The organism is Roseimicrobium sp. ORNL1 (assembly GCF_011044495.1).
In the GTDB taxonomy this organism is placed as follows: Bacteria; Verrucomicrobiota; Verrucomicrobiia; order Verrucomicrobiales; family Verrucomicrobiaceae; genus Roseimicrobium.
Window position 1 is genome coordinate 189,105 of the sequence record NZ_CP049143.1, and the last position, 24,756, is coordinate 213,860.

22 protein-coding genes are annotated in these 24,756 nt (G+C 61.0%); 11 read left to right on the plus strand and 11 right to left on the minus strand.

Annotated elements, in window-relative coordinates; all coding sequences use genetic code 11:
• Window positions 1-151: 151 nt before the first annotated feature.
• A complete protein-coding gene (locus tag G5S37_RS00710; RefSeq protein WP_165199742.1) occupies window positions 152-2,344 on the plus strand; it encodes a TonB-dependent receptor in 2,193 nt (730 codons plus the stop codon).
• Between the two features lie 410 nt (window positions 2,345-2,754).
• Here the strand turns inward: G5S37_RS00710 and G5S37_RS00715 are convergent, their stop codons facing one another.
• The 9 genes from G5S37_RS00715 to G5S37_RS00755 all read right to left on the minus strand — a co-directional run bounded on the left by G5S37_RS00715 (window position 2,755) and on the right by G5S37_RS00755 (window position 12,378).
• Window positions 2,755-3,564: a class I SAM-dependent methyltransferase gene (locus G5S37_RS00715; RefSeq protein WP_165199744.1), complete on the minus strand. Its 810-nt coding sequence runs from the start codon at window positions 3,562-3,564 to the stop codon at window positions 2,755-2,757.
• Window positions 3,565-3,696: 132 nt separating this feature from the next.
• Complete coding sequence (gene queA / locus G5S37_RS00720; protein ID WP_165199746.1) at window positions 3,697-4,671, minus strand: tRNA preQ1(34) S-adenosylmethionine ribosyltransferase-isomerase QueA; 975 nt, start codon at window positions 4,669-4,671, stop codon at window positions 3,697-3,699.
• 10 nt (window positions 4,672-4,681) lie between these two features.
• Entirely contained in the window at window positions 4,682-5,860 is a 1,179-nt protein-coding gene (locus G5S37_RS00725) for a hypothetical protein (protein WP_165199748.1), read from the minus strand.
• Between the two features lie 171 nt (window positions 5,861-6,031).
• Window positions 6,032-6,805: an SDR family oxidoreductase gene (locus G5S37_RS00730; RefSeq protein WP_165199750.1), complete on the minus strand. Its 774-nt coding sequence runs from the start codon at window positions 6,803-6,805 to the stop codon at window positions 6,032-6,034.
• A complete protein-coding gene (locus tag G5S37_RS00735; RefSeq protein ID WP_165199752.1) occupies window positions 6,802-8,157 on the minus strand; it encodes a nitrilase-related carbon-nitrogen hydrolase in 1,356 nt (451 codons plus the stop codon). The genes G5S37_RS00730 and G5S37_RS00735 overlap by 4 nt, the downstream gene beginning before the upstream one ends.
• A gap of 166 nt (window positions 8,158-8,323) precedes the next feature.
• Window positions 8,324-9,076 carry an HAD-IB family hydrolase gene (locus G5S37_RS00740; protein ID WP_206026258.1) on the minus strand — a complete coding sequence of 251 codons (753 nt, stop codon included), beginning with the start codon at window positions 9,074-9,076 and terminating at the stop codon, window positions 8,324-8,326.
• Window positions 9,077-9,155: 79 nt separating this feature from the next.
• Window positions 9,156-10,139 (minus strand): MBL fold metallo-hydrolase, encoded by a 984-nt coding sequence (locus G5S37_RS00745; protein ID WP_165199756.1) that lies wholly within the window; start codon window positions 10,137-10,139, stop codon window positions 9,156-9,158.
• 385 nt (window positions 10,140-10,524) lie between these two features.
• Complete coding sequence (gene ilvC, locus G5S37_RS00750; RefSeq protein ID WP_165199758.1) at window positions 10,525-11,553, minus strand: ketol-acid reductoisomerase; 1,029 nt, start codon at window positions 11,551-11,553, stop codon at window positions 10,525-10,527.
• Between the two features lie 144 nt (window positions 11,554-11,697).
• Window positions 11,698-12,378, minus strand: coding sequence for an SDR family oxidoreductase (locus G5S37_RS00755; protein ID WP_165199760.1), 681 nt, complete (start codon window positions 12,376-12,378; stop codon window positions 11,698-11,700).
• Window positions 12,379-12,563: 185 nt separating this feature from the next.
• Here G5S37_RS00755 and G5S37_RS00760 point away from each other — a divergent pair, with 185 nt between their 5' ends.
• From G5S37_RS00760 to G5S37_RS00800, 9 genes are all read left to right on the plus strand, one after another.
• Window positions 12,564-13,739 carry an aminopeptidase gene (locus G5S37_RS00760; protein ID WP_206026259.1) on the plus strand — a complete coding sequence of 392 codons (1,176 nt, stop codon included), beginning with the start codon at window positions 12,564-12,566 and terminating at the stop codon, window positions 13,737-13,739.
• Between the two features lie 107 nt (window positions 13,740-13,846).
• Window positions 13,847-14,788 carry a sterol desaturase family protein gene (locus tag G5S37_RS00765; protein ID WP_165199762.1) on the plus strand — a complete coding sequence of 314 codons (942 nt, stop codon included), beginning with the start codon at window positions 13,847-13,849 and terminating at the stop codon, window positions 14,786-14,788.
• Window positions 14,789-14,856: 68 nt separating this feature from the next.
• Entirely contained in the window at window positions 14,857-15,591 is a 735-nt protein-coding gene (locus G5S37_RS00770) for a methyltransferase domain-containing protein (protein WP_165199764.1), read from the plus strand.
• Between the two features lie 17 nt (window positions 15,592-15,608).
• Window positions 15,609-16,382 carry a phosphodiester glycosidase family protein gene (locus G5S37_RS00775; RefSeq protein ID WP_165199766.1) on the plus strand — a complete coding sequence of 258 codons (774 nt, stop codon included), beginning with the start codon at window positions 15,609-15,611 and terminating at the stop codon, window positions 16,380-16,382.
• A gap of 59 nt (window positions 16,383-16,441) precedes the next feature.
• Entirely contained in the window at window positions 16,442-17,521 is a 1,080-nt protein-coding gene (locus tag G5S37_RS00780; RefSeq protein ID WP_165199768.1) for a M20/M25/M40 family metallo-hydrolase, read from the plus strand.
• Between the two features lie 164 nt (window positions 17,522-17,685).
• Complete coding sequence (locus G5S37_RS00785) at window positions 17,686-18,264, plus strand: GNAT family N-acetyltransferase (RefSeq protein WP_165199770.1); 579 nt, start codon at window positions 17,686-17,688, stop codon at window positions 18,262-18,264.
• A gap of 94 nt (window positions 18,265-18,358) precedes the next feature.
• The gene (xseB, locus tag G5S37_RS00790; protein WP_165199772.1) at window positions 18,359-18,739 is read left to right on the plus strand and encodes an exodeoxyribonuclease VII small subunit; all 381 of its coding nucleotides are present in this window, start codon (window positions 18,359-18,361) and stop codon (window positions 18,737-18,739) included.
• Between the two features lie 52 nt (window positions 18,740-18,791).
• Window positions 18,792-20,678 (plus strand): 1-deoxy-D-xylulose-5-phosphate synthase, encoded by a 1,887-nt coding sequence (dxs, locus tag G5S37_RS00795; protein ID WP_165199774.1) that lies wholly within the window; start codon window positions 18,792-18,794, stop codon window positions 20,676-20,678.
• Window positions 20,679-20,705: 27 nt separating this feature from the next.
• Entirely contained in the window at window positions 20,706-21,101 is a 396-nt protein-coding gene (locus G5S37_RS00800) for a hypothetical protein (protein WP_165199776.1), read from the plus strand.
• A 12-nt stretch (window positions 21,102-21,113) separates the two neighbouring features.
• On the opposite strand, the gene G5S37_RS00805 is transcribed toward G5S37_RS00800, so the two are convergent.
• Window positions 21,114-22,586, minus strand: coding sequence for a glycosyltransferase (locus tag G5S37_RS00805; RefSeq protein ID WP_165199777.1), 1,473 nt, complete (start codon window positions 22,584-22,586; stop codon window positions 21,114-21,116).
• On the opposite strand from G5S37_RS00805, the gene G5S37_RS00810 reads away from it, so the two are divergent.
• Window positions 22,585-23,658, plus strand: a complete 1,074-nt coding sequence (locus tag G5S37_RS00810) for a phytanoyl-CoA dioxygenase family protein (RefSeq protein ID WP_206026260.1) — start codon at window positions 22,585-22,587, stop codon at window positions 23,656-23,658. The two genes, G5S37_RS00805 and G5S37_RS00810, sit on opposite strands and share 2 nt — an antisense overlap.
• Here G5S37_RS00810 and G5S37_RS00815 read toward each other — a convergent pair whose 3' ends face one another.
• On the minus strand, window positions 23,659-24,645 hold the full coding sequence (locus tag G5S37_RS00815; RefSeq protein ID WP_165199781.1) for a glycosyltransferase: 987 nt from the start codon (window positions 24,643-24,645) through the stop codon (window positions 23,659-23,661).
• Window positions 24,646-24,756: the final 111 nt, after the last annotated feature.

Here is a 24,756-nt window from a genome sequence, read left to right on the forward strand (position 1 = left end):
TTGCCCAGAGAGGTGGTAATCCCGCAATGCGGGATCGGTGAGTTTTTTCCACTGCCATTTTCACTTTCGACGTCCGGAATCGGCGTTGCTCAGGATGACAGCGGTGTGATGCACCCTGCAAGGGGATGCGTGACACCAGCTCACTCATCCCATGAAACTCACGACCTCACTCCCAACGTTGCTCGGAGGCTTGCTCGCCTCCGGTGCACTCTACCCCCAAGCGCCACCACCCGCATCCACGCAAACTCTGGAACCCGTGATCGTCACGGCCACGCTCTCGGAGGAAGCCGCGGATAACGTGCCCTACTCCGTCACCGTCATTGACGAGAAGCGCATCCAGGAACTCAACGTCGCCAGCTTTCCCGAAGTCTTCAAGGAAACGCCGGGCGTGTTGTTCCAACAAACGGCGAACGGACAAGGCTCCCCTTTCATCCGTGGCTTCACCGGCTTCCGCAACCTTGCGCTCATCGACGGCATCCGCCTGAACAACTCGGTCTTCCGCGAGGGCCCCAACCAGTACTGGAGTACGATCGATCTGCTCAGCCTTTCGAGTGTGGAACTCGTGAAGGGCCAGGGCTCGGTGCTGTATGGCAGCGACTCCATCGGTGGCACCGTGAATGCTCTTACCAAAGGCCCGGCCTATCGCCCGTCACCCTCACCGGCCACCATATCCGGCAAGCAGGGCAAAGGCGCCAAGCTCGTGCAGCCGGTGTCCCAACCCGTGGGTCTCGGCCCGTATGTGACCGGTATGGGCTATGTGCGCTACGCCACCGGTGAAGACTCCTGGACGGGTCGTCTCGAAGGCAGCGTCAGCGAGTGGGAAAAATACGGCGTCTTCGTCGGCATCACGGGGCGCAGCTTTGGCAACATCGAGGCCGCTGACCTCGGCGAGCTTCTCTTCACGGGTTATGATGATCTGGGCATCGACGGAAAGGTGGAGATCTTCCTCGACCCGGATACGAAGCTCACCATCGCGCACAACCAGATGCACCAGTACGATGTGTGGCGCACGCACCGCACGGTGCACGCGGTTCCCTTCGCTGGCAGCAGCGTGGGCACGGACCTGCAGCATTACTTCGACCAGGATCGCTACCTGAGCTACATCCGACTGGAGGGCAATCCTACCGGTGGTTTTGTGGACCGCTACGACTTCACCTTCTCCCATCACTTCCAGGGTGAAGACCGCTACCGTCTGCGCACTGGCGATCGGTATGACGAAGAAGGCTTCGATGTACACACGTGGGGTTTCGCGCTCAACATGCAGAGCGAAACGTCCATCGGTCTGCTGAGCTATGGCGCGAACTATTACCTCGACCAGGTGGACTCCTATCGCCGCAGCTATCAAGGTGGTGACCTCGACAGCGTGGGTCTCCAGGGCCCGGTGGGTGATGATGCGAACTATCACCTCGCCGGTGTGTACCTGCAGGATGAAGTCGACCTGAGCGATCGCTTCAAGGTGATCCTTGGGGTGCGCTACACTTATGCGGATGCCGACATCGGCCGTGCGCAGGATCCGGACACCGGCAACGCCATCTCCATCAATGACCACTGGCACAACGTCAGCGGCAGCGCCCGCGTCCTCTACAGCGTGGATGATGACAAGAAGCTCAAGCTCTTCACCGGCATCTCCCAAGGCTTCCGCGCACCGAACCTGAGTGACTTGTCTCGATTCGATATCGCCCGCTCGGGTGAACTCGAAGTGCCCTCACCTGGCCTCGATCCGGAGGAGTTCATCCTCACGGAAGCCGGTGTGCGCTGGGATTCGGACACGCTCTCCACGAGCCTCGCGTATTTCTACACAGACATCTCCGACATGATCGTGCGCGCTCCGACGGGCCGCATCATCGATGGCAGCGCCGAAGTGGAAAAGAAGAACGCGGGTGACGGTTATGTGCAGGGCATCGAGTTCGCGCTGAACTGGCAGTTCACGCCCGACTGGAGTGTCTATGGCAATGTGGCCTGGCAGGACGGCGAAGTGGATGGCTTCCCCACCTCTTCTCCGAAGTCCGTCAAGGAACCCGTCAGCCGCCTGCTTCCCTTCACCGGTCTCGTGGGTGTACGCTATGACAATCCCTCCCGCCGCTGGTGGGCAGAGGCGAATGTGCAGATCACCGATCGGGCCGACCGTCTCAGCGCGGGCGACAAGGCAGACACCCAGCGTATTCCTCCTGGTGGTACCCCCGGCTATACCCTCGCCACGGTGCGTGGCGGCTGGCGTGCCACGGATAACCTCACGCTCACCATGGCGGTGGAGAATGTCTTCGATGAAGACTACCGCATTCACGGCTCCGGCCAGAATGAGCCCGGCGTGAATTTCGTTTTCGGTGCAGAGATGCGCTTCTAGCACCGGTTTCGTTCAGAAGCAGTAGTTAGTGTCGGTTGGTCGTCACCGCGCGTTGGAGAGGGAAACCCTCCGGCGCGCGGTGATTTTTGTTGGGTGTCGAGCAAGGGGGGCGTCGCTACCGTGGTGAGCCGGGTGATCGTGGGCGAGTTTGAGTGCAGGGTGTTCAACGCAGAGACACAGAGACGCAGAGAAACTTCGGAGACTGAGGGATTCCGCATGAGAACCATGGAACCTGCAGCCCGGCAGGAAAGGTCTGTGGCATGCCCTGAGAGAACCCGCATTCCTGCTGCCGGTGTATTTGTATTCTCCGAAGTTCATCTGCGTCTCTGTGTCTCTGCGTTGAATCCAATGCAGGTGACTACACCCAGGTCCCTTCTGCCAGAACTCACCTCGCTTGTGTGTGGGAACTGCTACCGCTTCCTTAGCACCAGCACGATGTCGCTGTAGCTGTCATCCAGTTTGCGCTCTTCATCGACTTCATACAGGAAGTCATGACACGCGACCAATTCGAACTGCGGCGCGGTCGCGAGCAGTTTCTTCATCTGTGCGGCATTGTACGTGCGGAACTGCCACTTGGTCTCCTGCGTCCACGTGCGTCGTTCCCGCGTGATGCGCAGTTCCGTGCGGAGATCCTCCGTGCGAGCACGGCGATTCGGCGGGTCCGTGTGGGTGTTGCACGTGACCCTGATGCCATCACGCTTGCCTTCCCAACTTTCGTGCTGGGGGCTGGCATCGGCATAATCCGTGAGATGCACGCCAAGCACATAGAGGCCACCTTGATACAGGCTGTCCGCCACGCGTTGCAGATGTGACTGCGCGCCCTCCTCTTCCCGCACATACTTGAAGGTGCTCACCAGACAATGCGCGAGATCGAAGCGCTTGCGCCCAGGGACACGGAAATCCTCCAGACGATCCTGCCAGAGCTTCACATCCAGGTCGGTTCCATTGAGACGCTCACGGGAGTAGTCGAGCATGTTCTCATTCAAGTCGAAGCCGCTCACTTGGTGGCCGCGCTTCGCCAAAGCAGCGACCAGTCTGCCTGACCCGCATGCAGGCTCCAGGATTCTAAGCGGGCCACTGCGCGTCTTCTTCACCTGCCCGTGACGGACCATCATCATCTCCAGAAAGTCCGCCTCCTTCTCCGTGTCCGCGTCAAAGATGATGTCGTAGTAAAGCGGCGTGTCGTACCAGTCGCGGGATTCGGAAGCGGAGTGGGGCATGATGGGAGGGAAATTTTGGACCGCTAATGGGCGCTAACAAACGCTAATAGAAAATCCGAACAGCGGCGAAACACACAAAGGCGGAAATAATTAGCGTTCATTAGCGCCTGTTAGCGGTCCCGTCGATGCTCTTCACACAATCAGCATGCAGTCCCCATAGCTGTAGAACCGGTACCGCTCGCGAATCGCCTCTTCATACGCTCGCAGCATCAGCTCACGTCCCGCAAAGGCGCTCACGAGCATGAGCAGGGTGGACTTGGGCAGGTGGAAATTCGTGAGCAAGGCGCCCACCACACGGAGCTGATACGGCGGATGAATGAAGATGCTTGTCTCGCCGCTTTCCGCGACGACCTTGCCATGCTTCGCGGCGATGCTCTCCAGCACTCGCGTGGCCGTGGTGCCCACCGCAAGCACGCGCTTCGCTTCCGCAATCTTCGACGCAGTGTCCTCACTCAGGGAATAGCGCTCCGCGTGCATCACGTGATCCTTCACATCATCCACCTTCACCGGCTGGAACGTGCCCACGCCTACGTGCAACGTGACAAACGCATGTGGCAGCTTCGCCAGCACCTCCGGAGTGAAATGCAGTCCCGCCGTCGGCGCGGCGATGGAACCTTCTTCGCGGGCGAACACAGTCTGGTAGCGCTCCTTGTCGTCCTCGCGATCCTGCCGGTGCATGTAGGGCGGCAGGGCGAGGTGTCCGTGGGACTTCTCGTCCACCACACGATCAAACTCAATCAAGCGGTCGCCATTCTCATAAATCTCCCGCACCGTGCCTGTGGCTTCGCCGATGGCAATCGTATTGCCCAGGCGCAGCTTGCGCCCTGGCTTCACCATGCAGCGCCACTTCGTGGGTGAGAAAGCCTGTAGGCGTAGCAGCTCCTTCGATCCATCATCCGAGAAGAACCTCGCTGGTACTACCCGCGTGTCATTGAGCACCACGAGGTCCCCTTCGCGCAGGTACTCCGGCAGGTCACGAAAGCTGCGATGCTCAATGCGTCCTTCCTCCCGATGCACCACCATCATGCGCGACGCCGCCCGGTCCGCGAGCGGTTCGCTGGCGATGAGCTCTTCAGGAAGATGGTAATCGAAGTCGGCGGTGAGCATGGAAAGGGGTTTAATGGATGGCCTTCTCCTCCTGGCCAAGGTCATCTTGAAGGATCACGTTCAGACAGTTTTCGCAACGCCCCGTCGTGGCAGTCAGGCGGAGCAGACCCTCAGGGTCACGTTTGCAGACAGGACACGTTTTCAGAAGAGGATCAGAGGCAGTGGTGCCTTCCTTCGGTGGTTTCCGACGCTTGATCACAAAACTCTCCAAAAGGATGATTCCAGCAACATACCAAACCAACGGCACAACCAGAACGGCACGACCTTTTAAGAGCAGGATCGAGCCAACCAGGACCGCAAGAGAGCTGCTAAGCCAGAAGACTATCCATTTGCGATCCCTGGGCAAAGCTGCCTGCTTCGCGTCTTTTCCCGCACGACTGAGTTCCATGAACCGGGAGCGTGGCCAGGGCGGGGCTCCAGAAGGCTGTGTGTTCAGCTGCACGGAGGAGGGAGTTCCACCATAAGAACTGGATCTGGTGACGTGGGGTGAATCTCCACGCGTTTCAAGCACCTGCACTGCGCAATGACCGCATCTGCCCGTTACGGTGACGGTCATGTGGTCCCAGAAGTGTTGCCATGTGGCATGGCAGTGGGGACAGCTTGGGAACGGATTGCCTCCAAACAACCAACGCGACAACTTGAGCCAAAGTGCTGGCGACAGACATGACCATGCGACAAGCAGCGCAACAAACTGTCTGCTCGGAAGGATGGATTGGTGTGCTGCCGAATAAAGGTGCCACAGAAAAGGAGATAACCCTGCGAGGTAAAGAACCGCGAAGGTCACAATGCGCCACCCATCCCGCTTGCGCGCTGGGCGCGACCTGGCGATGAAATCTTCCGGTGCAAGCTTCTTGAACTCCTTCGATGGAGGCATGGCGCTGATAGCAGGTTCCAGGCATTCCTCGCGTTCCAGAACCTCGTGTCCGCACCAGCCACATCTCCCTGTGGCGAGAATGCAGGTGGCATTGGAGCCCTTGATCGCTTCGCTACGGCAGTTGGGACATTTGCTGAGGGCTCGGTGGGGTCTCTCAAAGTAATACAAGAGCGCCAGGATTGGCCCCATGATGAACACGAAGCTGCCGGCTTGGAATGTGTATTCGATCCATCCTTTGCCCTCGACTAGCTTCACCAACCTCACATACAGCGCAAAGCTGCCGATGCCCCAGGCGGAAGCCGCGGTCGTGACCATGAGGAGAGACAGCAGGCTCCTCTCCCTCTTTGTCTTTTTGGCGACAACCGCGCTGAACTCAGCGCGGCTGAATTTTGCAGGTACAGCAGCAGGCATTTAGATCCTAGACTTCACCATAGGGGAAGCCAACGGCGCGTCAAATCGTCGTCGCCGCGCACCGACTGGTGGGCCTTAAATCGTCATCGCCGAATACCCGCCATCCACCACGAGCTCGTGTCCCGTGATGAAAGAGCCGGCGCCATTCGCAGCGAGGAGGAGGGCGGCACCCACGAGTTCCTTGGCTTCGCCGAAGCGGGCCATGGGGGTGTGGGCCATGATCTTGGCCACGCGCTCGGGCACGAGCACTTTCTTGTTCTGCTCGGCGGGGAAGAAGCCGGGCACGAGGGTATTCACGCGGATGCCCAGAGGCGCCCACTCGCGGGCGAGGTTGCGGCTCAGGTTGTGCACCGCACCCTTGCTCATGGAGTAGGTGAAGACGCGGCTCAGCGGGATGAGGCCTGACATGGAGCCGAGATTGATGATGCTCGCGGCAATCTTGTTGTCCACGAAGTAGCGGCCGAACACCTGGCACGCGAGGAAGGTGGCCTTCGTGTTGATGTTCATGATGCGGTCGTACTCCTCCTCTGTGATGTCGAGGAAGGGGGTGGGGGAGTTCACGCCCGCGCCGTTCACCAGGACGTCGACCTTGCCGCTGCGCTCAATGACTTCGTTCAGCAGGGATTCCAGGCCAGCCTTCTGTCCCACGTCGCAGGCTACGAAGTAGCCCTTGCCGCCCGCATCCTTGATGCGGTCCAGCCGGGTCTGCGCCTTGGTCGCGTCACGACCCACCAGCACCACTTCGGCGCCGGCAGCGGCGTAACCTTCGGCAATGGCGCCGCACAATTCCCCGGTACCGCCAATGACCACGGCGGTCTGGCCCTTCAATGAAAACAACTCCTGGCTCATGTGCCGCTCTTCTTAGCAGCAGCGCCGGGAAGGAGCAAGGCGATCCACCAGACCACGGCCGCTCCTAGCATGAACCATGGGGCCAGCCAGCCGAAGCGGGTGTAGAAGGTCATGCGCGTGCTGCGCTGGAGCACGCCGGTGAGCACCCCCTCCTTCAAGGGGGGCAGGCTGGCGTGTACGTGCCCATTCGGGTCGATGATCTGGGTGATCCCTGAGCTGGAGGCCACAAGCATCCAGCGTGCGTTCTCCGCGGCGCGGATGCGGAAGAGCTCCGCATGCTGGAGGCGCTGCCAGGCACCCCAGCGGGCGGCATCCATGGAGGGTACCATGAAGGTCTCCGCGCTGGCTCCGGTCATGCGCCGCACCACACTGGCGAAGTCGCAGTCAAAGCACACTGGCGTGCCCACATTTCCCTTCCGTGTGGGTACTGGCAGCGAGGTATCGCCCGGGGTGCCGTCGTCGAAGAAATGGACGGGATGCACCTTGTGGTGCTCGCCACGCACGCCCAGGCCATCCAGCGTGAGCGCGGTATTGAACCAGCCTTCCTTGTCTTTGAACTGGGTATGCGTGCCCAGGGTGAGGGTGATGTCCTCCTCCTTGCAGAAATTGGTGAGCAGGTTCCACTCGGCGGCGTGCGCCCGCACATCATAGGGGAGGGCATGCTCGGGCCACACGACATGCTGGATTTCCTTGGGCAATTCGCGTGTGGCTTGAATCAGGTCGGAGAGGGAGGCACCTTCGCGCTGGATGGCAGCGACACGGATGGATTGCGGTCCATTTTTGTCCGGCATGGGTACGGGTCCCTGCACAAAGGTGAGCGCCGCCAGCGCGCCCAACGTCGTGAGCCCGGGGAACCAGCGGCGTCCTACCAGCAGGGAGGCTCCTAGCACCAGGGCCGCGCCAGCTCCATACACGCCCACGCGGGGGAGCAGGGCATTCGGACCCAGGGCCAGACCCGCGGTCATCCACGGGAAACGCAGCGGGAACAACTCCGCGCGAATGAACTCCCACGCGGCCCAGTTCACCATGGTGAAGAGAGCCAGCTGCCATCCGCGCAATCCCATGGCCATCGCGCGGCCCTGCGCCACGGCGAACGCACCGGGGAAGAGGGCCAGTATCCCCCATAAGGCAATCGCGCTTACGCCGAAGAGATGCCACAGCCAGGTAAGGCCCAGGCCGAAGGCCACCATGCCATGCAGGAAGCCCACGTAAAATGCCGGACGCCCGCGCAGGCCGCGCACGGCCAGCAGCAGCCCCATGATGCCGGGAAGAATCAACCAGCTCCCCTTTACCGGTGGGAAGGACAGCGCATAAAACACCCCGGAGAGCGCTGCGAGGAAGCAGCGGGGCATGAGTGGGGGGGATTCACGCATGGGCGGGGACGCCATTATGCCAAGCCACGCCCGTGGCAAGGGGCGGATGGCGAAAATAATTCATGGGTATCTCAGTATGGGCTCATTCACTGGCTTACATGCAGGTCACGTGCCGGGAATGGAAGGCTACGGAGAAAACTTTGCCCTAGGTTTGCACTGCCGTCGAGGGGTAGATTCCCATGGCTTGCCTGAGAGAGCTGCCCCAGTTCCCCCAGCGGCTGGAGTACGGGCGCGCCGGGCGCAGGACCTGCCAGCGGTGCTCCTTCCCGATGGCTTCCAGGGCTGGGCTCGGGTGGATGAGCATGGCGTTTCCCGCGAACTTGAGGAGGGGCAGGTCGGCGGAACTGTCAGAGTAGGACCAGGAGTCTTCCAGTTCCTCCTTCGTGGCGGCGGCCACCTCGGGCACGGCCTGTTTCATGTGCACGAGCTTGGCCTCGCGCTTGTTGTTCAAGCCCACCACCTCGGGCATCACGTTCACCTTCTCCGGGATGATCACCTTGGTGGCGATGCTGTAGTCAAAGCCCAGCACCTCGCCAATCATCGGGGCGTAGTAGTCCGGGCTGGCGGTATTCAGGATGAGCATGCGCCCGGCACGCCGGTGCTCGGCCATGATCTCCATCAGTTCCGGATACACCCAGCGTCTGACCTCGGTCTCGGCGAACTCCTTCGCGTAGGCGAAGAGGGTCTCCCGCTTCATGCCTGCATAGAGGCTCATGAAGGCACGCTTCGTCGTCACCGTCTTCGCCAGACCCACGGCCCGCATGACGGCCACGGGGGCAATGCCTGCCAGCAGACCCGTGCGCCAGCGCTCACGACGCAGCACGAAGTTCGCAAACAGCGTCTGCGTGTCGAAGGGCAGCAGGGTGTGATCGAGGTCAAAAAACGCGAAGCTGGGCATGCCGCCACAGGGTGCGGCATTCACGCGGCGAGTCAAAAGCTACTGTGCTGCAAAATGGTGGGCGCGTTCGCTTGCCTGCCTAGCTGCCGGCCTTTTTCTCGTGCCGGAGGATGCCTTCATAGGTGCAGCGCACGAACATCTCCGGCGTCATGAAGCCCTTGCCCAGCTTCTCGTCATAGGACTTGCTGGGCAGGGTGGATACCGCCTCCTCCAGCGTGTGGCCGTCGGAATGCAGATTGTGCAGGCGCTCGTACATGGCTTCGAGGAAGGCGAGGTAGTCCTTCAGGTTCTGCTGGGTCGCGAGCGCGCCGTGACCGGGGATGATGCGCGTTTTTTCATCCGTGTACTCCAGCGCCGTGCGCACCGCGGCGGCCACACCACCGAGCCAGCCGTTGCTGGAGTAGTCGATGAAGGGATAGGTCTCGTGGAAGAACACGTCGCCCAGGTGCAGCACATTGGCCTTCTCCAGATGCACCAGCACATCGCCATCCGTGTGCGCGGGGGCCACGGGGACGAGGCGGATGACTTCTCCGTTGAGGTGGAGTTGCGTCTCGTCCTGGATGGCGATGACCGGTCGTGCCTTCGGCGGCAGCGCGGGCATGTCCTTTTTGAAGAATTCGTTCACCTGATCCTTGGACACACGGGCGAGACAGTTCAGGGAGGCGATGATGCGTGCGCCACCTTTCGCCAGGCTGCCATTGCCGCCCACGTGATCGAAATGCCAGTGCGTGTTCACCAGCAGGCTCGCGGGGCCACCTGCCGCACGAATGATTTCCGCAGTCACGCCGAGGGCGGCGTTTTCGAGACCGCTGTCGACCACCACGACACCGTCCTCACCACCGAAGGCGAGGATATTTCCACCGGCGCCGGAGATCATGGCGAGCTTATCGCCGAGGGATTCTGCTTTGATCGGCTGGGCGGGAGCGGCGGTGGGGTCCGGCTGTTTCTTTTCCTCAGCAGACACCTGCGATCCGAAGGCCGCGCCTCCCAGGGCAAGCGCCAGAGAGCGCAAGGAATCACGACGGGAAAGCAGGGACGTGAGCGGCAGCGACGGGTTCTTCATGGTGGCAGTGTTTGTGCGGGTGCTGGATTTGCCAAGTGTAAAAAGGTGGCGATGCAGTGATGTGCAACGAACGCAGGCATAGAAAGGAGCGCGGACACTCTTGTCCGCTATCCCTGACATACGATCTCCACCCGTCATCGCATGCGCGGTCGTGTGCCATCAGCAGCACTTCGCAGATCCCTTGCACGTGCTACGTCGGCGAGGCATGGCGTGCCATAGAACGGCGGACAGGAGTGTCCACGCTCCTTTCATGAGCCCGCTTCCGCGGCTCCGAGATCTGAGGCAACAAAAACGCGGACCAGTTTCCCGGTCCGCGTGGATGATTGATTGTCTCGCGATGTGAGAAAGAGCAAGGCTTCTGGAGAAGCCTTCTACTCCACTTATCTCACTCGTAGCTCGCCTGGGAGCCGCCGATTTCGCGCTTCTTCACCCAGCTCATGAGGCTGCGGAGGCGGCTGCCGACTTCTTCAATCGGGTGCGCCTTGCTCTCTTCACGGAGGCGGTTGAAGTTGGGCTGGCCGTTGTTGAACTCATCGGTCCACTCCTTCGCGAACTCGCCGCTCTGGATGCGCTTGAGCTGGGCCTGCATGTTCTTCTTCACGTGGTCGTCGATGATCTTCGGACCCACGCTCACGTCGCCGTACTCAGCGGTCTCGGAGATGGAGAAGCGCATGCCAGCGATGCCGGCTTCGAACATGAGGTCCACGATGAGCTTGAGCTCATGGAGGCACTCGAAGTAGGCCATCTCGGGCTGATAGCCGGCTTCCACCAGCGTCTCGAAGCCAGCCTTCACCAGGGCGGTGGTACCGCCGCAAAGCACAACCTGCTCACCGAAGAGGTCGGTTTCAGTTTCTTCCTTGAAGGTGGTCTCGAACACACCGCCGCGGGTGCCGCCGATGCCCTTGGCCCAGGCGAGAGCGATGTCCTTGGCGTTGCCGCTCTTGTCCTGATAGATGGCGATGAGCGTAGGAACGCCCTTGCCTTCGGTGTACTGACGGCGCACGAGGTGGCCAGGTCCCTTGGGGGCGACCATGATCACGTTCACGTTTTCCGGGGGCGTGATGGTCTTGAAGTGGACGGCGAAACCGTGGCTGAAGAGCAGGGTCTTGCCTTCGGTCAGGTTGGGGGCGATGTCGGCGTTGTACACCTTGGGGATCACGGTGTCAGGCACGGCGACCATGATCACATCTGCTTCCTTCACAGCTTCGGCGGTGTCCACCACCTTGAAGCCGCGTTCTTCAGCCACCTTGCGGGACTTGGAGGTGGGATAGAGACCCACGATGACATTCACGCCGCTTTCCTTGAGGTTGAGGGCGTGGGCGTGGCCTTGCGAGCCGAAGCCGATGACCGCGCAGGTCTTGCCGCGCAAGGGTTCGAGGCTGGCGTCGTTTTCCGTATAAATAGTGGCTGCCATGAGAGGGTCGTGGGTTTGGGTTAGAAGGGCGGGCAGTTTGGGGCAGGGGGCAGGGGGCGTCAAGGAAAACGCGGAACTCGCCGGGCCGCCTGCGTGGGCGGCTCCGCGAAATGGGAGACTGGTGAAGTCGTTAGGTGCTGAGGCTCAGGGGACTGAGAGGGACTTACCATTGTCATTCTTCCCTAACTTCATGAGGTAGGGGACCGCTCTTTTGGCCCATTCGCCGGCCTTGGGATAGCCCGAGGCGTCTCCGCCGAAACAACTTTGGAGCATCTCGGTGTCGATGATGCCGGGGTTCAGGGCCACCACGGCGACGTCTCCGCCGGTCTCCTGCGCCACTGCCTGGCTCAGGCCTTCCACGGCATACTTCGTGGCGCAGTAGGGGGCGACTTCCGGGGACGTGCTGCGGCCCCAGCCTGACGAGAAATTCACAATCACGCCCGAGCCGCGCTTCATCATTGGCTGGATGAGATGGCGCATCATGGAGGCGGTGCCTTTGATGTTCACATCGATCACGTCGCTGAATTCTTTTGCGGACACCTGCCAGATGGGGTTGCTGTGATTGATGAGCGCCGCGTTGTTCAACAAGAGATCCGGCGGACCAAGGCGCTTCAGCACTTCCGCGCAGAAGTTCATCACGTCCTCCTCGTCCGCGACATTGGCGCTTTGGAAATAGTGAGGCGCAGGAAAGGCAGCGCGCAGCGCGCTGATGGCTTCCGTGCTGCGTCCACATCCCGCCACGGTCCAACCTGCGGCGGCAAATTCAGCGACCATGCCGCGACCGAGACCGCGCGTGCAACCCGTGATGACAACGTATTTCGACATGGCAGTGAGCAGCGGGTTTAAACGCAAAGCAGCGGAGCAGCAAAGGGGAAAAATGTAATCGCATGCTCGTGGCGATTCGGTCTTATCGACCCGTCTGCGCTGGATCTTTGACGAGCAGAAGTTTCTCAATCCAGTCCGATGGGTCTGGCGTAAAACCATTTACACCCAAACCATTTGCTCCCACCATGTCCTCCATGACCACTGTGCAGACCGCCGCCACCGGACGCAAGTTCCCGAAGTTTGACCTCGCCCGCCTCCTTGGGACGGTGTTTGAGCCCACCTTCGGCCGCCGTGTGTGCATCCTGATTGATCTTCCCGACCTCGCTGAGGCGAAAGGCATGGCCTTCCTGAAAAATCCGGAGCGCAAGGTGCAGCGCAAGGCCCATGAGGCCTTCTATCAGGGACTGCACGGCGGCGTCATGGAAGAGCTGGCGATGAAGGGTGGTGAGATTTTTGCCTATGAGCAAACTGGCGGCAGTAATCTGGATTTGCCCGACCGATGTGTGGACATGGAAGGCAATGAGCTGAGCCTGGAAAAAGACATTTATTCCAAGTACGACATCATCCTGTGCATCTCCACCTTCAGCGCCACGGCCCCGCTCACGGCCTTCGCGAAGCAGTACGGATTCCGCGGTGCGACGCTGCACGGCTTGAATGATGTGATTCTCAGCACCGGTCTCGCGGTGGATTACAATGATGTGAGCCGCGATGCAGAAAAGCTCCGCCTCGCCATGACGAAGTCGGATTGGGTGGAAATCGATTTCACGGTGGAAGGCCACGAAGAAATGACCGTGCGCCTCGAACTGAACCGCCAGGAGGCGCAGAAGAGCCACGGCCTCTGCCAGGGCGATGCGCCGGATGTGGCAAACCTCCCCGCGGGTGAAGTGTACTTCGTGCCCACGGGCGCGGAAGGCCAGTTCCCGCTGAAGTATGAAGACGGCACGCTGGGCCGACTGACCGTCACCGGTGGCCGCATCATCAAGGCGGAACTCATCGAAGGCGAACAGGCCACCATTGATGCGCACAATCAGAAGCTGCAGGACGATCCCATGACGGGCGTGCTCGGTGAGCTCGGCTTCGGTACGCAGGTGCTTCCTGTTTCGGGCGCGGACATCCAGGATGAAAAGGTCCTCGGCACCTGCCACCTCGCTACCGGTCGTGACGATCATCTGGGTGGCCACATCACGCCGGATCAATTCAAGCGCCGCCAGAATGCGACGCATGATGACATCCTCTTTGCCCCGCACAAGACGCCGAACTTCGACATCAAGCAGGCGCGCATGCACCGCGATGGCAAGACCACCGTGTTGATTGAGCACTTCCAGCCCGCAGCCTATCTGGTGGCGGCATTGGAGGGTTGAACTGGAAAGCGAGAGGTGGCGGAAATGGCCGGGATCGTGCATTTCGAAGGCACGATCCGGCGAATTCGCCTTTTCGGTTTCAGGGAAATGAGCAATTCTGGGCAGTCATGTCTTTCGTGTCCCGTGTGACGGATTACCTGCTTTGGCCGGCGCTCTTCATTGGTGCCCTCATTCCCACTGGCTACGGCATGGCACGTGGGCACGGTCCCCTGGCCTTCAACGTGACCTACCTGACGCTCGCGACGGTCCTGTTTGTATTGGAGAAGGTCCGGCCGCATGAGGATGCCTGGCTGGAGTCCGATGGGCAGGCAGTGCCTGACCTGGCCCATACGCTCTTCACCAAGATTGCCGTGCAGGTGGCGGTGGTTTCTCTGACCAACCTCGGCATTTCGGAGGGCATGGGTGATCGGGGCAGCAGCGGCATTTGGCCGTCGCACTGGCCGATGTTCCTACAGGTGGCGCTGGGGCTTGTCGTGGCAGAGTTCGGCCTGTACTGGGCACACCGGCTGGCCCACGAATGGATGCCTCTGTGGAGATTCCACGCGGTGCATCACAGCTCGAAGAAGCTCTGGTTCTTCAACACGGGCAGGTTCCACTTCGTGGACACCATCAAGAGCATGGTCTTCGCCACGCCGTTCATCGCCCTGACAGGCGCGCCGGGAGCAGTCTTCATCTGGGGCAGCGCCATCACGGCGTATATCGGCATCCTGACGCACTGCAATGTGCGGATGCGTTTCGGCTGGCTGAACTACATCTTCAACACCCCGGGCCTGCATCGCTGGCACCACAGCATGGACCTGCGCGAGGGGAACAAAAACTACGGGGAGAATCTCGTGCTGTGGGACCTTCTCTTTGGCACCTACTTCGACGATGCCACACGCCGGCCTCCCCAGAAAATTGGCATCAAGGAAGCGATGCCCAAAGGCTTCTTCGGACAGCTCGCAGCGCCTTTCGTGTGGAAGCGGTATCAGGCGCGGATGAAAGCCGAGCGGCTGGCGGAGGAGGCGGCAGTGCAGGAAACGCCACTCCAAACTGTGGAGCGGGCCTGACTCCGCACTACCTCCTCAACTGAACTGCCTGTTGCCATGCAGCGGGTTCACGTTCTACGCTTTGCGTGATGAACATATACGAGACGGATCGCCTCCTCAATGAGTACCTCCTCTTCCACTACGGAAGCGCTGCGGAAGTGCTGCCGTGGGATTTTGGCCCTGCGGAGGCGCTGGGATTTGCCGAGCGCAGTGTGACCGTCCTCCTGGACCTTCCTCTCGTGCCCTCGGAAGGCGCCACCGCGCTGGATCTGGGATGTGCCGTGGGGCGCTCCTGCTATGAACTGGCCCATGGGTGCGAACGCGTGATCGGCATCGATTACTCCCAGTCCTTTGTGAATGCCGCAGAGAAGGTGCGCGATTCCGGCGAGATGCCCTATCGGCAACACATCGAAGGGCGCGACATCCGCGACCTCATCGCGAAGCGCCCTGAGAATGCAGATGCTTCGCGCATCTCCTTCGAGCAGGGAGATGCCATGAATCTCCGTGCCGACCTCGGCAGCTTTGAGGTCGTGCACGCTGCCAATCTCCTCTGCCGTCTCCCGGAGCCGCAGAAGCTGATCCAGCGTTTGCCCGACTTGGTGAAGTCCGGAGGCCAACTCCTGCTTACTACGCCGTGCACCTGGCTGGAGGAATTCACTCCGGCGCAGAACTGGCCGCAGGGCAGCACGTTTGAGTGGCTGAAGGAAAGCCTCTCCGGCAGCTTCGAACTCGCCGAGCAGGTGGATCTGCCTTTCCTCATTCGCGAGCACGCGCGGAAATATCAGTGGAGCGTGGCGCTCGGCACGCGATGGATACGGTTGTGAGCCATGGGCTCCGTTGCATGAGAAGTCTGCTGTTTGTTTTCCTCTGGGTTGTCGGTTTCACCGGGACGCATCTGCACGCCCAGTGGCGCGTTGCCGGGCAGTCGGAGTCGGTGGCTCTCGCGGGCGGGGCAACTCATGTGCGGCGTGAGGTGAGTGGTCCGGCGGAGGTGGAACTGAAGCTGGTGTTCTTCGACGCGACGAAAAGCGATCTCCGCATCATCGACCAGCCGCAACGTTCCAGTGCCGGCTCGCTCGGTGACGCCATGCGCTCGGACAATTTCATTGCGGGATGCAATGCAGGTTACTTCAGCCCCGACTTTGCTCCGTTGGGGCTGGTTATTTCCAATGGCACGCGTGTGGGGAGCTTTCAGAAATCCTCGCTGCTCGGCGGGGTGGTGCTGGTGCGTAAAGGCCGGCCTATGCTGCTGTGGCGTGATGAGTTTACGGAACAGAAGGGTATCACGGAACTCGTGCAGGCGGGGCCGCGCCTGGTGAATGGCGGCAGGCCGGTGGCAGGACTGGAGTCGACGAAGCGGCGTGCGCGCACTTTCATCCTCACCGACTGCGCCGGGAAGTGGGCCATCGGCATCTGTGACCGGGCCAGCCTGCGGGAGCTTTCGGACATCCTGGCGACGCCCGCGCTCTTCCCGGAGATGGAAGTGGAGCGCGCCCTGAACTTTGATGGCGGCAGCTCCACTGGGCTCTGGTTCCGCCGCGCCGATGGCACGGAGAGCTACAGCCGGGAGTTTGCCACCGTGCGGAACTTTCTGGCTGTCCTGCCCCGGAAATGATATTTCACACAAAACCCGTCCCTCGGGCGTAGTCCCTTTCATCTCACCTCCTGCCAGCCATGCTTGACCCCAACGCCAAGAATTTCCTCATCGATCTCCTCAGCACCCCGAGCCCGACCGGATTTGAATGGCGCGGCCAGAAGAAGTGGGCCGACTACACCCGGCAGTACGCGGACAAGGTGGAGAACGACGCCTACGGGACCGCTTGGGCTACGCTGGAAGGCTCGGGCAAAAAGCCCCGCCGCATCATGCTTGAGTCCCATGCGGATGAGATCGGCTTCATGATCAAGCAGATCAATGGCGAGGGCTTCCTGCGCCTGGATCGGGTGGGTGGCTCGGATGTGGCCACCGCACGTGGTCGGCGCCTCGATATCCTCGGAGACAAAGGCGTGGTGCGCGGCATCATCGGGAACACCGCGATTCACATCCGTGATCGTGAAAACGAAAAGGTGCCGAAGGTGCACGAATTGTATGTGGACGTTGGCGCGAAGAATCCCAAGGAAGTCGCCGCACTGGGCCTCCGTGTGGGGCACGTAGCCGTGTACGCGGACCTGCCTGAGTTCATCGGCGACAAATACATCGTAGGCCGTGCGCTCGACAACCGCCTCGGTGGCTTCATCATCGCGCAGGTCATGCGTCGCCTGAAGGAGCGGAAGAAGCGCGTCAGCGCCACGGTGCTCGCGGTGAATGCCGTGCAGGAAGAGGTGGGCGGTCACGGGGCCAAGATGGTCACGCACCGCCTCATGCCCGATGTGGCCATCTGCCTGGACGTTACCCACGCCACGGACACGCCGAGCATCGATCGTGCGCAACACGGTGAGGTGAAACTCGGGGATGGCCCCAGCGTCACCCATGGCACCTGCAATCACCCCAAGGTCGTCGAGCGCCTGCTCAAGGCCGCGGACAAGGTGAAGGTGAAAATCCAGCACGAGTCCTCCTCCCGCTACAGCGGCACGGACACGGATGAAATCTTCCGCGTGCAGGATGGCGTGCCCAGCGGTCTCATTTCCCTGCCCCTGCGCTACATGCACTCCGTGGTGGAAATGGCGAATCTCAAGGACGTGGAGCAGGTCATCCAGACCCTCGTGGCCTTTGTCGAGAGCGTGGAGGACAAGGATGAGTTTGGGATCAAGTTGTGAGGAAACCGCCTCTCGGAGATGGAGCGAGAGTACGCAGTAGGTCAGTATACGGCAGTCAGAAATGACAGGCTGGCGGAGTCGTGGGCGCCATTTTCCCAAGACAAAGATCTTCCTCGATAGCCCACTGATTACGGACCTACTGAATACTGTTTACTGGTATTCCCATGCAACCCCTCGCCCGCCTCACCAACGGCCAATCTGTCTTGCTGCGTATATTCACGCCGGCGGATCGGGAGGCGGTGCGGGAGGCGTTCCGCAGGCTTTCGTCGGAGTCGCGTTATCATCGCTTCTGGGACACCCAGAAGGAGATTCCCGACTCGGTGCTCAACCGGTTCCTGAATCCCAAGCCGGGGCTGCACGAGACCTGGGCGGCACAGCATCCGGATGCGCCGGACGAGCCCGGCTATGGGGGTGCCTCTTTCTGGAGGAATGAGGATGAGCCGTGGCGGGCGGAAATTTCCGTGACCGTGGCAGACGAGGCGCACCACACCGGGGTGGGCACCGTGCTCATGGCGGCGCTGTGGACTCGTGCGAAACGCGCGGGCATCACGGAGTTTTTCGGGCACGTGCTGCCGGACAACTACGCCATGCTGGACTGGGTGCGCTCCCTTGGAGCCACGCCCCGCCTGGAGCGCGGGCAGTATGTCTTCCGGCTGGAGCTGGACGAGGCCAAACTCCGGGCCACCCCCACGGGAGACCGGCTGAAAGCCCGGCTGCGCGAGGCGGAGCAGTGGGGTTTGTAGGAGGCCTGGCAAAATCGGGTGCCCGGACCGGCTTTCATTCCGCTTGCGGGCGGGGTCGCGCGCGGCATGGTAGACGGCTCCCCCGGTACGATCGATGTCCGAAGAAGAACGCCAACCCGATGAACTGAGTTTTGAAGATGCGATGGAATCGCTCGAATCCATCGTGTCCTCCCTTGAGGGTGAACGCCTGCCTCTTGAGGAGATGCTGCAGAGCTATGAGCGGGGAGTGAAGCTCCTCCGCGTGTGCCGCAGCCGCATTGAGACCGCCCGTCAGCGGGTGGAAATCATCACCGCGGATCTTGAAGGGCGAGGCAAGGCGACGTTGAGCGATTTCAGCGCTCTTGAGGTGCCTGAAGCCGCTTCCTCCTCCGGAGGGGAAGAGTCCTCTGCGAAGCGCCCCGTTCGCAAAAAGCCTGCTGCACCGGAACCGCCGTCCGGAAATGGCAGCCCAGACGAAGATATTCGTCTCTTCTAGTCTCGCCATCGACAGATCGCCCTTTCCCCGCGCACGCTTTTCCGTTTTTCCAATGCCTGATCTTCCTGCCATTAAATCCGCTGCCGATCTCAAGAATCTGCCCCCGGAGCAGCTTCCCGAGCTTGCGGAAAAGATTCGTGAAATTCTCATCAAGACGCTGGCGGAAACAGGTGGCCACCTGGGCCCCAATCTGGGCGTGGTGGAGCTGAGCATTGCCCTGCATTCGGTTTTTGACACGCCGAAGGACAAGTTTGTCTGGGATGTGGCGCACCAGGCCTATGTGCACAAGATGCTCACCGGTCGCTGGGATCGCATCCACACCATCCGCCAGTATGAGGGACTGAATGGCTTCGCCCTGCGCTCGGAGAGCGAGCACGATTGCTACGGCGCAGGCCATGCCGGCACAGCGGTGTCTGCCGCATTGGGTTTCGCCGTCGGACGCGATCTGAAGGGCAGTGACGAGCACGTGGTATGCGTGGCTGGTGATGCCGCCTTCACCTGTGGGGTGACCTTTGAGGCTCTCAACAACGCCGCTGCCCAGACGAAGCGCCTCATTCTGGTGCTCAATGACAACGAGTGGAGCATCGACCGCAACGTCGGCGCCATCGCGAAATACTTCAATCACATCGCCACCCATCCCACCTACGCCACGCTGCACCAGACTGCGGCGGGCCTTCTGGAGAAGATTGGAGGCAAGACCATCCGCCGCCTCGCCGGCAAGGTGGAGGAGAGTGCCAAGGGCCTCTTCCTCACCACCTCCGCCCAGCCGAGCCCGACGACCTCGGTGATTTTCGAGGAGTTCGGCTTCCGCTACTACGGCCCCATCGATGGCCATGACATCCCGCTGCTCATCAAGACCTTTGAGTTCCTGAAGACGCAGAATGAGCCCGTCATCCTCCACATCATCACGGAGAAGGGCCGCGGCTACAAACCCGCGCTGGAAGACCCCGGCAAGTTCCACGGACTGGGCAAGTACAGCATCGAGACCGGTGAAACTCCTTCGACCGGTACGCCCACGTACTCCGCCATCTTTGCCCGCAGCGTCACGGACTTTGCCAAGACCGACGAGAAGATTGTGGCCATCACCGGCGCGATGCCTGGCGGCACGGGATTGAGCGTCTTCAAGAAGGAGATCCCTGAGCGCTACTATGATGTGGGCATCGCGGAGGAGCATGCTGCGCTCTTCGCGTGCGGCCTGGCGGCGCAGGGTTTGAAGCCCTTCCTCACCATCTATTCCACCTTCATGCAACGCGCCTATGACATGATCATTCATGACATGGCGATTCAGAACCTGCCTGTGCGCCTGTGCATGGACCGAGGTGGCCTGAGCGGGGATGACGGCCCCACGCACCACGGCCTCTTTGACATCGGCTACCTCCGTCCCGTGCCCAATCTGGTGCACATGCAGCCCAAGGACGAAGACGAGCACGTGGACATGCTGTGGACCATGGCCAACTACGACAAGGGCCCGATCGCGATTCGTTACCCGCGTGGTTCCGGCACCGGTGTGAAGCCCAAGGACAAGCCCGTGCTCCTGGAGATCGGCAAGGCCGAGGTCGTGGAGCCGAATGGTGAAGTGGCCCTCGTCGGCCTCGGCTCCATGTTCGAGATGGCCGTGGAGACGCGCGACCTTCTTGCCAAGCGGGGCATCACCGCCGCGCTGATCAATCCGCGCTGGATCAAGCCGCTCGACGGCGAGGTCCTGGAGCGTTTTGCGAAGCAGTGCAAGGTGGTCTGCACCTTTGAAGACCACGTGCTGCACAACGGCTTCGGCTGCGGCGTGATTGAGCACCTGAACGACGCGGGTCTCAAGACCCCGGTGGTGCGCATTGGCTGGCCGGATGAATTCATCGAGCATGGCAACGTACCTGCTCTCCGCAAGAAGCACGGCCTCACGGCGGAGGCCGCGGTCGAGAAGATTCTCGCGGCTTTGAAGTAGCCAGCTCGCCAATTCTCCCTCGCAACGATGTCAGACGGCACCTCTCCCACAGGAACCCCGCGTCCGGATCTCAATGGGCGGAGGATCAAGCATCCTGACAAGGGAGCGGTGTTTCTGGTGGATACAGGTTTCAAGCGTCTTGTCTCCACCCCGCAGATCTACAATCGCCTGTTCGTGGATTGGAAGTCCATCGAGCCGGTGAAGGATATCGAATCCATTCCCAACGGCCCGCCGCTGAGCGATGGCGCGGTGCTTGTGTTCGCCGAAGGCGGAGACAAGCTGTACCTGGTGGACCGCGGGGTGCGCCGACTCATCGGCTCCGATGAGCTGTTCGAGAAGTACGGCTTCAGCCGCAAAAAGGTCGCCGTGGTGCCTCCGCTGGTGCTGGAGAGCGTGCCGGCGGGTAGACCGCTTTCACCTTGAGTGTTGTTGTCGCTACTTCGCCGCCTTCGAGGCGTGCGTGAAGGTGATCTGAAAAACAGGCAGGCCCAGAAGGCGGCTGTCTTTCTTTTCTTCCGAAGCTGCTGCTGGAGCGCAGGTGATGGAGAGAATCTGGCCTTGCTTGTCCTTGAAGAGGCTCTTCTTCAGGCGGAAGGCGAGCCGCCCATGCCCGGCGTTGCCAGAGACGCGTTTGAGCGGACGACCATTCCAGAATAGCTGGACGCTTTCACGGCGAGGATGGAGCAATCCGCCTACGTCGAGCGAGACTGTCATGTCATTCCGTGGAAGGTCGACACGGATGGAAGCGGCGACCGACGTCCAGCGGAAGCGCCGTGTCTCCCATGCTTCGGCAGGATAGAATCCGTCCAACAGGTGGCGTGGCAAATCTGCGGGAAGCAGGATGCCATCCGCACCTAGAGGAGCAGCCGATTGGGAGGATGGACTGCCGGAGTTCTCAGCGAGGAGTTCTTCGAGGGCGAGGTCGCTGAAGCGCTGCCAGGATACTTGGAAGCGCTGGTACATTGTCTCCACATTGTTGCCGGAAAGCGCGAGTTGCAATCGCGAGAGGTAATAGCGCCATCGCGTCTTCGTGAGAGGTGATGGACCTGGCAGGATGCTCTTCAGCAACGGAAAGGCAGCTTGCCCGCTTCCTGGGCGCCATGTTCGCAAGGACTTCCAGGCAGCGCGCCGTGTGGCCTTCTGAAGTGCTGCATCGGGATGTGCTTCCGCAAGTACGCCTTCGACATCGATGTCCGGATGATTGCGCAGGTGGAGTTGCTCATTCCGCCGATACTCCCTGGCGTAGTCAAAGGTCTCCTCGAGATCTTTTGCATTGTGATGGGTGACCACGGCGTCGGCAGTATGCCCCAGGCGAAATCCACCATCGCGCAATCGTGCGCCCACGGGAATCACGGAGTAGCGATGGTAACGCGCGTCCAGGCCGCCGACGGTTTCATAGGCACTGCGGCGTAGAAGAAAGCCTCGCTTCGTGAACTTCCGCCAGTCACACTCGTCACTCAGGATCTTGAAGTCATCCTCGTACATACGGGCCTCGATTCTCTGAGCCCACTGTGTGTCCGTACTCGGAAGCGTCTTCACGCAGGAGCCGTCCAGGCCGCGTGCTTGCACATCGTTCAACAGTTTCTCCACTGTGTCGGGAGCGGCAATCACGTGGGCCTCGGTGAAGAGGAGCCAGGTGCCGCGGGCATGCTGGGCTGAGTGCGCATACATGGCGGCCTCGTTGTCCGTGGCCACATGCAGGAACTGATCACGCTCGCCCAAGGCCTGCTTCACCTGCTGCTCCAGCACGGGGTCTTTACCATTGCCCGTGATGATGAGTTCGATCTGCTCCCGCGGAAGTGTCTGCTGATTGCCCCAGCTTTCGATGCACGTCAGGACCTGGCCACGCGGGAACATCAGCGTGAACACTACGGAGACGAGGGGCTCGGGCGTCGCTGTAGCAGGCATGGGGGTGCCGCAAGACAGCACGGATCCCGATGATGACAACCCTCAAGAAAATGCCGGGCCACACTGTCACCTTGACCTGGGTGGCATCACGATCGATCACAGCCTCATGGATGCGGAGACTCCCGGACAAAATTTTGAGATCACCATCTCAGAGAAGGAGCGCGAGCAGGGCGCCCTTTTTCCGGAAACACTTCGCCTGGCCACGCTGCTGGTGCACACGCGTGGCTATGTCATCCTTCGTGGAGGCATGCCGATTGGGGTGGCGCATGAGGCGGCAGAGCGGTTTCGCCAGATCCATGCGGACTGTATGGCCAGTCGTGAAGGTGATGGCTGGTGGCAGGTGGCGCGGGATACCAGGGCCGTCTTCTGGGAGCGCAATCATCGCTGGCGCATCTTCCCCAAGCTGGCCGAAGTCTTTGCGAATCCCTGGGTGATTGCGAATCCCCTCGCCATGGAGGTGCTGGGGGAGCTTTTGGGTTCTGAAATCCACTGCAAGTTTGTCTCCAGCGACACCTGCATGAAAGGCACCACGCTTCAGTCACCGCATCGCGAGATGGGCGGGGGCAACACGTGGGAGGCGCAGTCATTCATCGTGAATGTACCGCTGGGTGTGTGTGGCTTGCACAATGGCCCCCTTGAAGTGTGGCCGGGTGGCAGCCATCTCTGGCGCAATGAACTACTGCGTCGCCTGCAGGTGAATGACGATGTGCAGGACGGCCGCAATGCGGAGTTCGAATGGTTCGCCACGCTCTTCCCCTCGCGCAAGGTGGAGTTGCATCCTGGGGACGTGCTGATTCGGGATCCCGGTCTCATGCACCGGGGCACCGTCAATGAAAGCGATGATCCCAGAAGCATGCTCACCGTTTGCTATTTCCGCGACGGCTTCGTGCATGACTATGGAAGCCCGGAGCACAATCTTGATCGTGCATTGTGGGTGAAGCTGGAACCTTCCGTGAAGCGACTGTTCTCTTATGTGTTCGAAGGCAGCAACGCAGCGAAGCCTGCGCCGGCAGCAGCAGCCACACCTCAAAACGTCAACACGCCGGCAGTCAGTCCCTTGTGGGAGGACTGACTAGATGGCTGGCTCGCGCTCCGCATCCTTTCCTTTGAGGAGACGTAGTGCTCCCTCAATGAAGCCGAGGGCATGATGATAGCGGATGAGCCACGCGGGACGCGTGGCGGAGCCGAAGAGGTATTCCTGCGGCATGCGGGCCAGCACGCGTGCCATTTCTTGAAGTGCCCACTTCAAGCTGCGCTTGCGGTTCTGTGGAGTAAGGGGATCATGGTGGGACAGCAGCCGCAGGTAGCCCTCCACCAGGCCGAAGCCGTGATGCAGGCAGCACTGGTAACTCAGGGTCGTGCGCGCCTTCGAGATCACATGGAGCAGTCGGAGGCCCGGGCAATACCAAACCTCCCAACCAGCATTGCGCACAAAGAACACCATCTCAGAATCCTCCCCTGCATGCACATCGCGGGGTCCCCTGCCGACGAGGCGCCCCTTGCTCAGGAAGCCGCTGCCAATCAAAGCAGCCCGGTTGAGCACGAGACCCGCACCGCAGGGTGCGGGCCGTCCCTGATCAGGCAGGCGCCGGACCTCTTCGCCAAAGTCCTGCGCCGCGAGGCTGGCCGCGTGATCCAGACACCAGCCAGGTGTGCCGGAAGGCCAGGCGAGCTCATTGCGTCCCGCGAAAGCTCCGGCATAGGGCTGTAGCTCGGCGAAGCTACAGGCCTGCTGTACCCAATCAGGTGCCAGCAGGCAGTCATCATCCACCATGGCCACCCACGTGGCATCGCTGTGGCTCACACCGGTGCAGCGCGCGTACGCGACACCCGGACGGGGCTCGTCGATGATGCGCAGATTGGGAATGCGCGGGTCATTCGCGTAGCGTGTGGCGACTGCCGAGGTCTCATCCGTGCAGGCATTGGCGACCACCAGAACGTCCCAATAAATGCCGGGTGCTTGCTGGAGCGCGATGGCTTCCAGCGTCGCTGCCAGGGGCTCGGCGCGGTTGTGCGTGCAGATGATCAGCGTGAGCTGTGTAACGTGCCCCTCGGCCATGCTGAAGGCAGCATGGCATTGTCACTGGGGGTGTGCGAGAAAATCTGTGGCAGAAGAGGATGGGGATTGAGCTTCGAGGGGGCGTGACCGTGACGGGTTCATAACAAAGCC

Coding starts and splice junctions, on each gene's coding strand:
- G5S37_RS00710 (WP_165199742.1), top strand. CDS start 152: ATGAAACTCACGACCTCACTCCCAACGTTGCTCGGAGGCTTGCTCGCC.
- G5S37_RS00715 (WP_165199744.1), bottom strand. CDS start 3,564: ATGCCCCACTCCGCTTCCGAATCCCGCGACTGGTACGACACGCCGCTT.
- queA (WP_165199746.1), bottom strand. CDS start 4,671: ATGCTCACCGCCGACTTCGATTACCATCTTCCTGAAGAGCTCATCGCC.
- G5S37_RS00725 (WP_165199748.1), bottom strand. CDS start 5,860: ATGGTCACGACCGCGGCTTCCGCCTGGGGCATCGGCAGCTTTGCGCTG.
- G5S37_RS00730 (WP_165199750.1), bottom strand. CDS start 6,805: ATGAGCCAGGAGTTGTTTTCATTGAAGGGCCAGACCGCCGTGGTCATT.
- G5S37_RS00735 (WP_165199752.1), bottom strand. CDS start 8,157: ATGCCCCGCTGCTTCCTCGCAGCGCTCTCCGGGGTGTTTTATGCGCTG.
- G5S37_RS00740 (WP_206026258.1), bottom strand. CDS start 9,076: ATGCCCAGCTTCGCGTTTTTTGACCTCGATCACACCCTGCTGCCCTTC.
- G5S37_RS00745 (WP_165199756.1), bottom strand. CDS start 10,139: ATGAAGAACCCGTCGCTGCCGCTCACGTCCCTGCTTTCCCGTCGTGAT.
- ilvC (WP_165199758.1), bottom strand. CDS start 11,553: ATGGCAGCCACTATTTATACGGAAAACGACGCCAGCCTCGAACCCTTG.
- G5S37_RS00755 (WP_165199760.1), bottom strand. CDS start 12,378: ATGTCGAAATACGTTGTCATCACGGGTTGCACGCGCGGTCTCGGTCGC.
- G5S37_RS00760 (WP_206026259.1), top strand. CDS start 12,564: ATGTCCTCCATGACCACTGTGCAGACCGCCGCCACCGGACGCAAGTTC.
- G5S37_RS00765 (WP_165199762.1), top strand. CDS start 13,847: ATGTCTTTCGTGTCCCGTGTGACGGATTACCTGCTTTGGCCGGCGCTC.
- G5S37_RS00770 (WP_165199764.1), top strand. CDS start 14,857: ATGAACATATACGAGACGGATCGCCTCCTCAATGAGTACCTCCTCTTC.
- G5S37_RS00775 (WP_165199766.1), top strand. CDS start 15,609: ATGAGAAGTCTGCTGTTTGTTTTCCTCTGGGTTGTCGGTTTCACCGGG.
- G5S37_RS00780 (WP_165199768.1), top strand. CDS start 16,442: ATGCTTGACCCCAACGCCAAGAATTTCCTCATCGATCTCCTCAGCACC.
- G5S37_RS00785 (WP_165199770.1), top strand. CDS start 17,686: ATGCAACCCCTCGCCCGCCTCACCAACGGCCAATCTGTCTTGCTGCGT.
- xseB (WP_165199772.1), top strand. CDS start 18,359: ATGTCCGAAGAAGAACGCCAACCCGATGAACTGAGTTTTGAAGATGCG.
- dxs (WP_165199774.1), top strand. CDS start 18,792: ATGCCTGATCTTCCTGCCATTAAATCCGCTGCCGATCTCAAGAATCTG.
- G5S37_RS00800 (WP_165199776.1), top strand. CDS start 20,706: ATGTCAGACGGCACCTCTCCCACAGGAACCCCGCGTCCGGATCTCAAT.
- G5S37_RS00810 (WP_206026260.1), top strand. CDS start 22,585: ATGGGGGTGCCGCAAGACAGCACGGATCCCGATGATGACAACCCTCAA.
- G5S37_RS00805 (WP_165199777.1), bottom strand. CDS start 22,586: ATGCCTGCTACAGCGACGCCCGAGCCCCTCGTCTCCGTAGTGTTCACG.
- G5S37_RS00815 (WP_165199781.1), bottom strand. CDS start 24,645: ATGGCCGAGGGGCACGTTACACAGCTCACGCTGATCATCTGCACGCAC.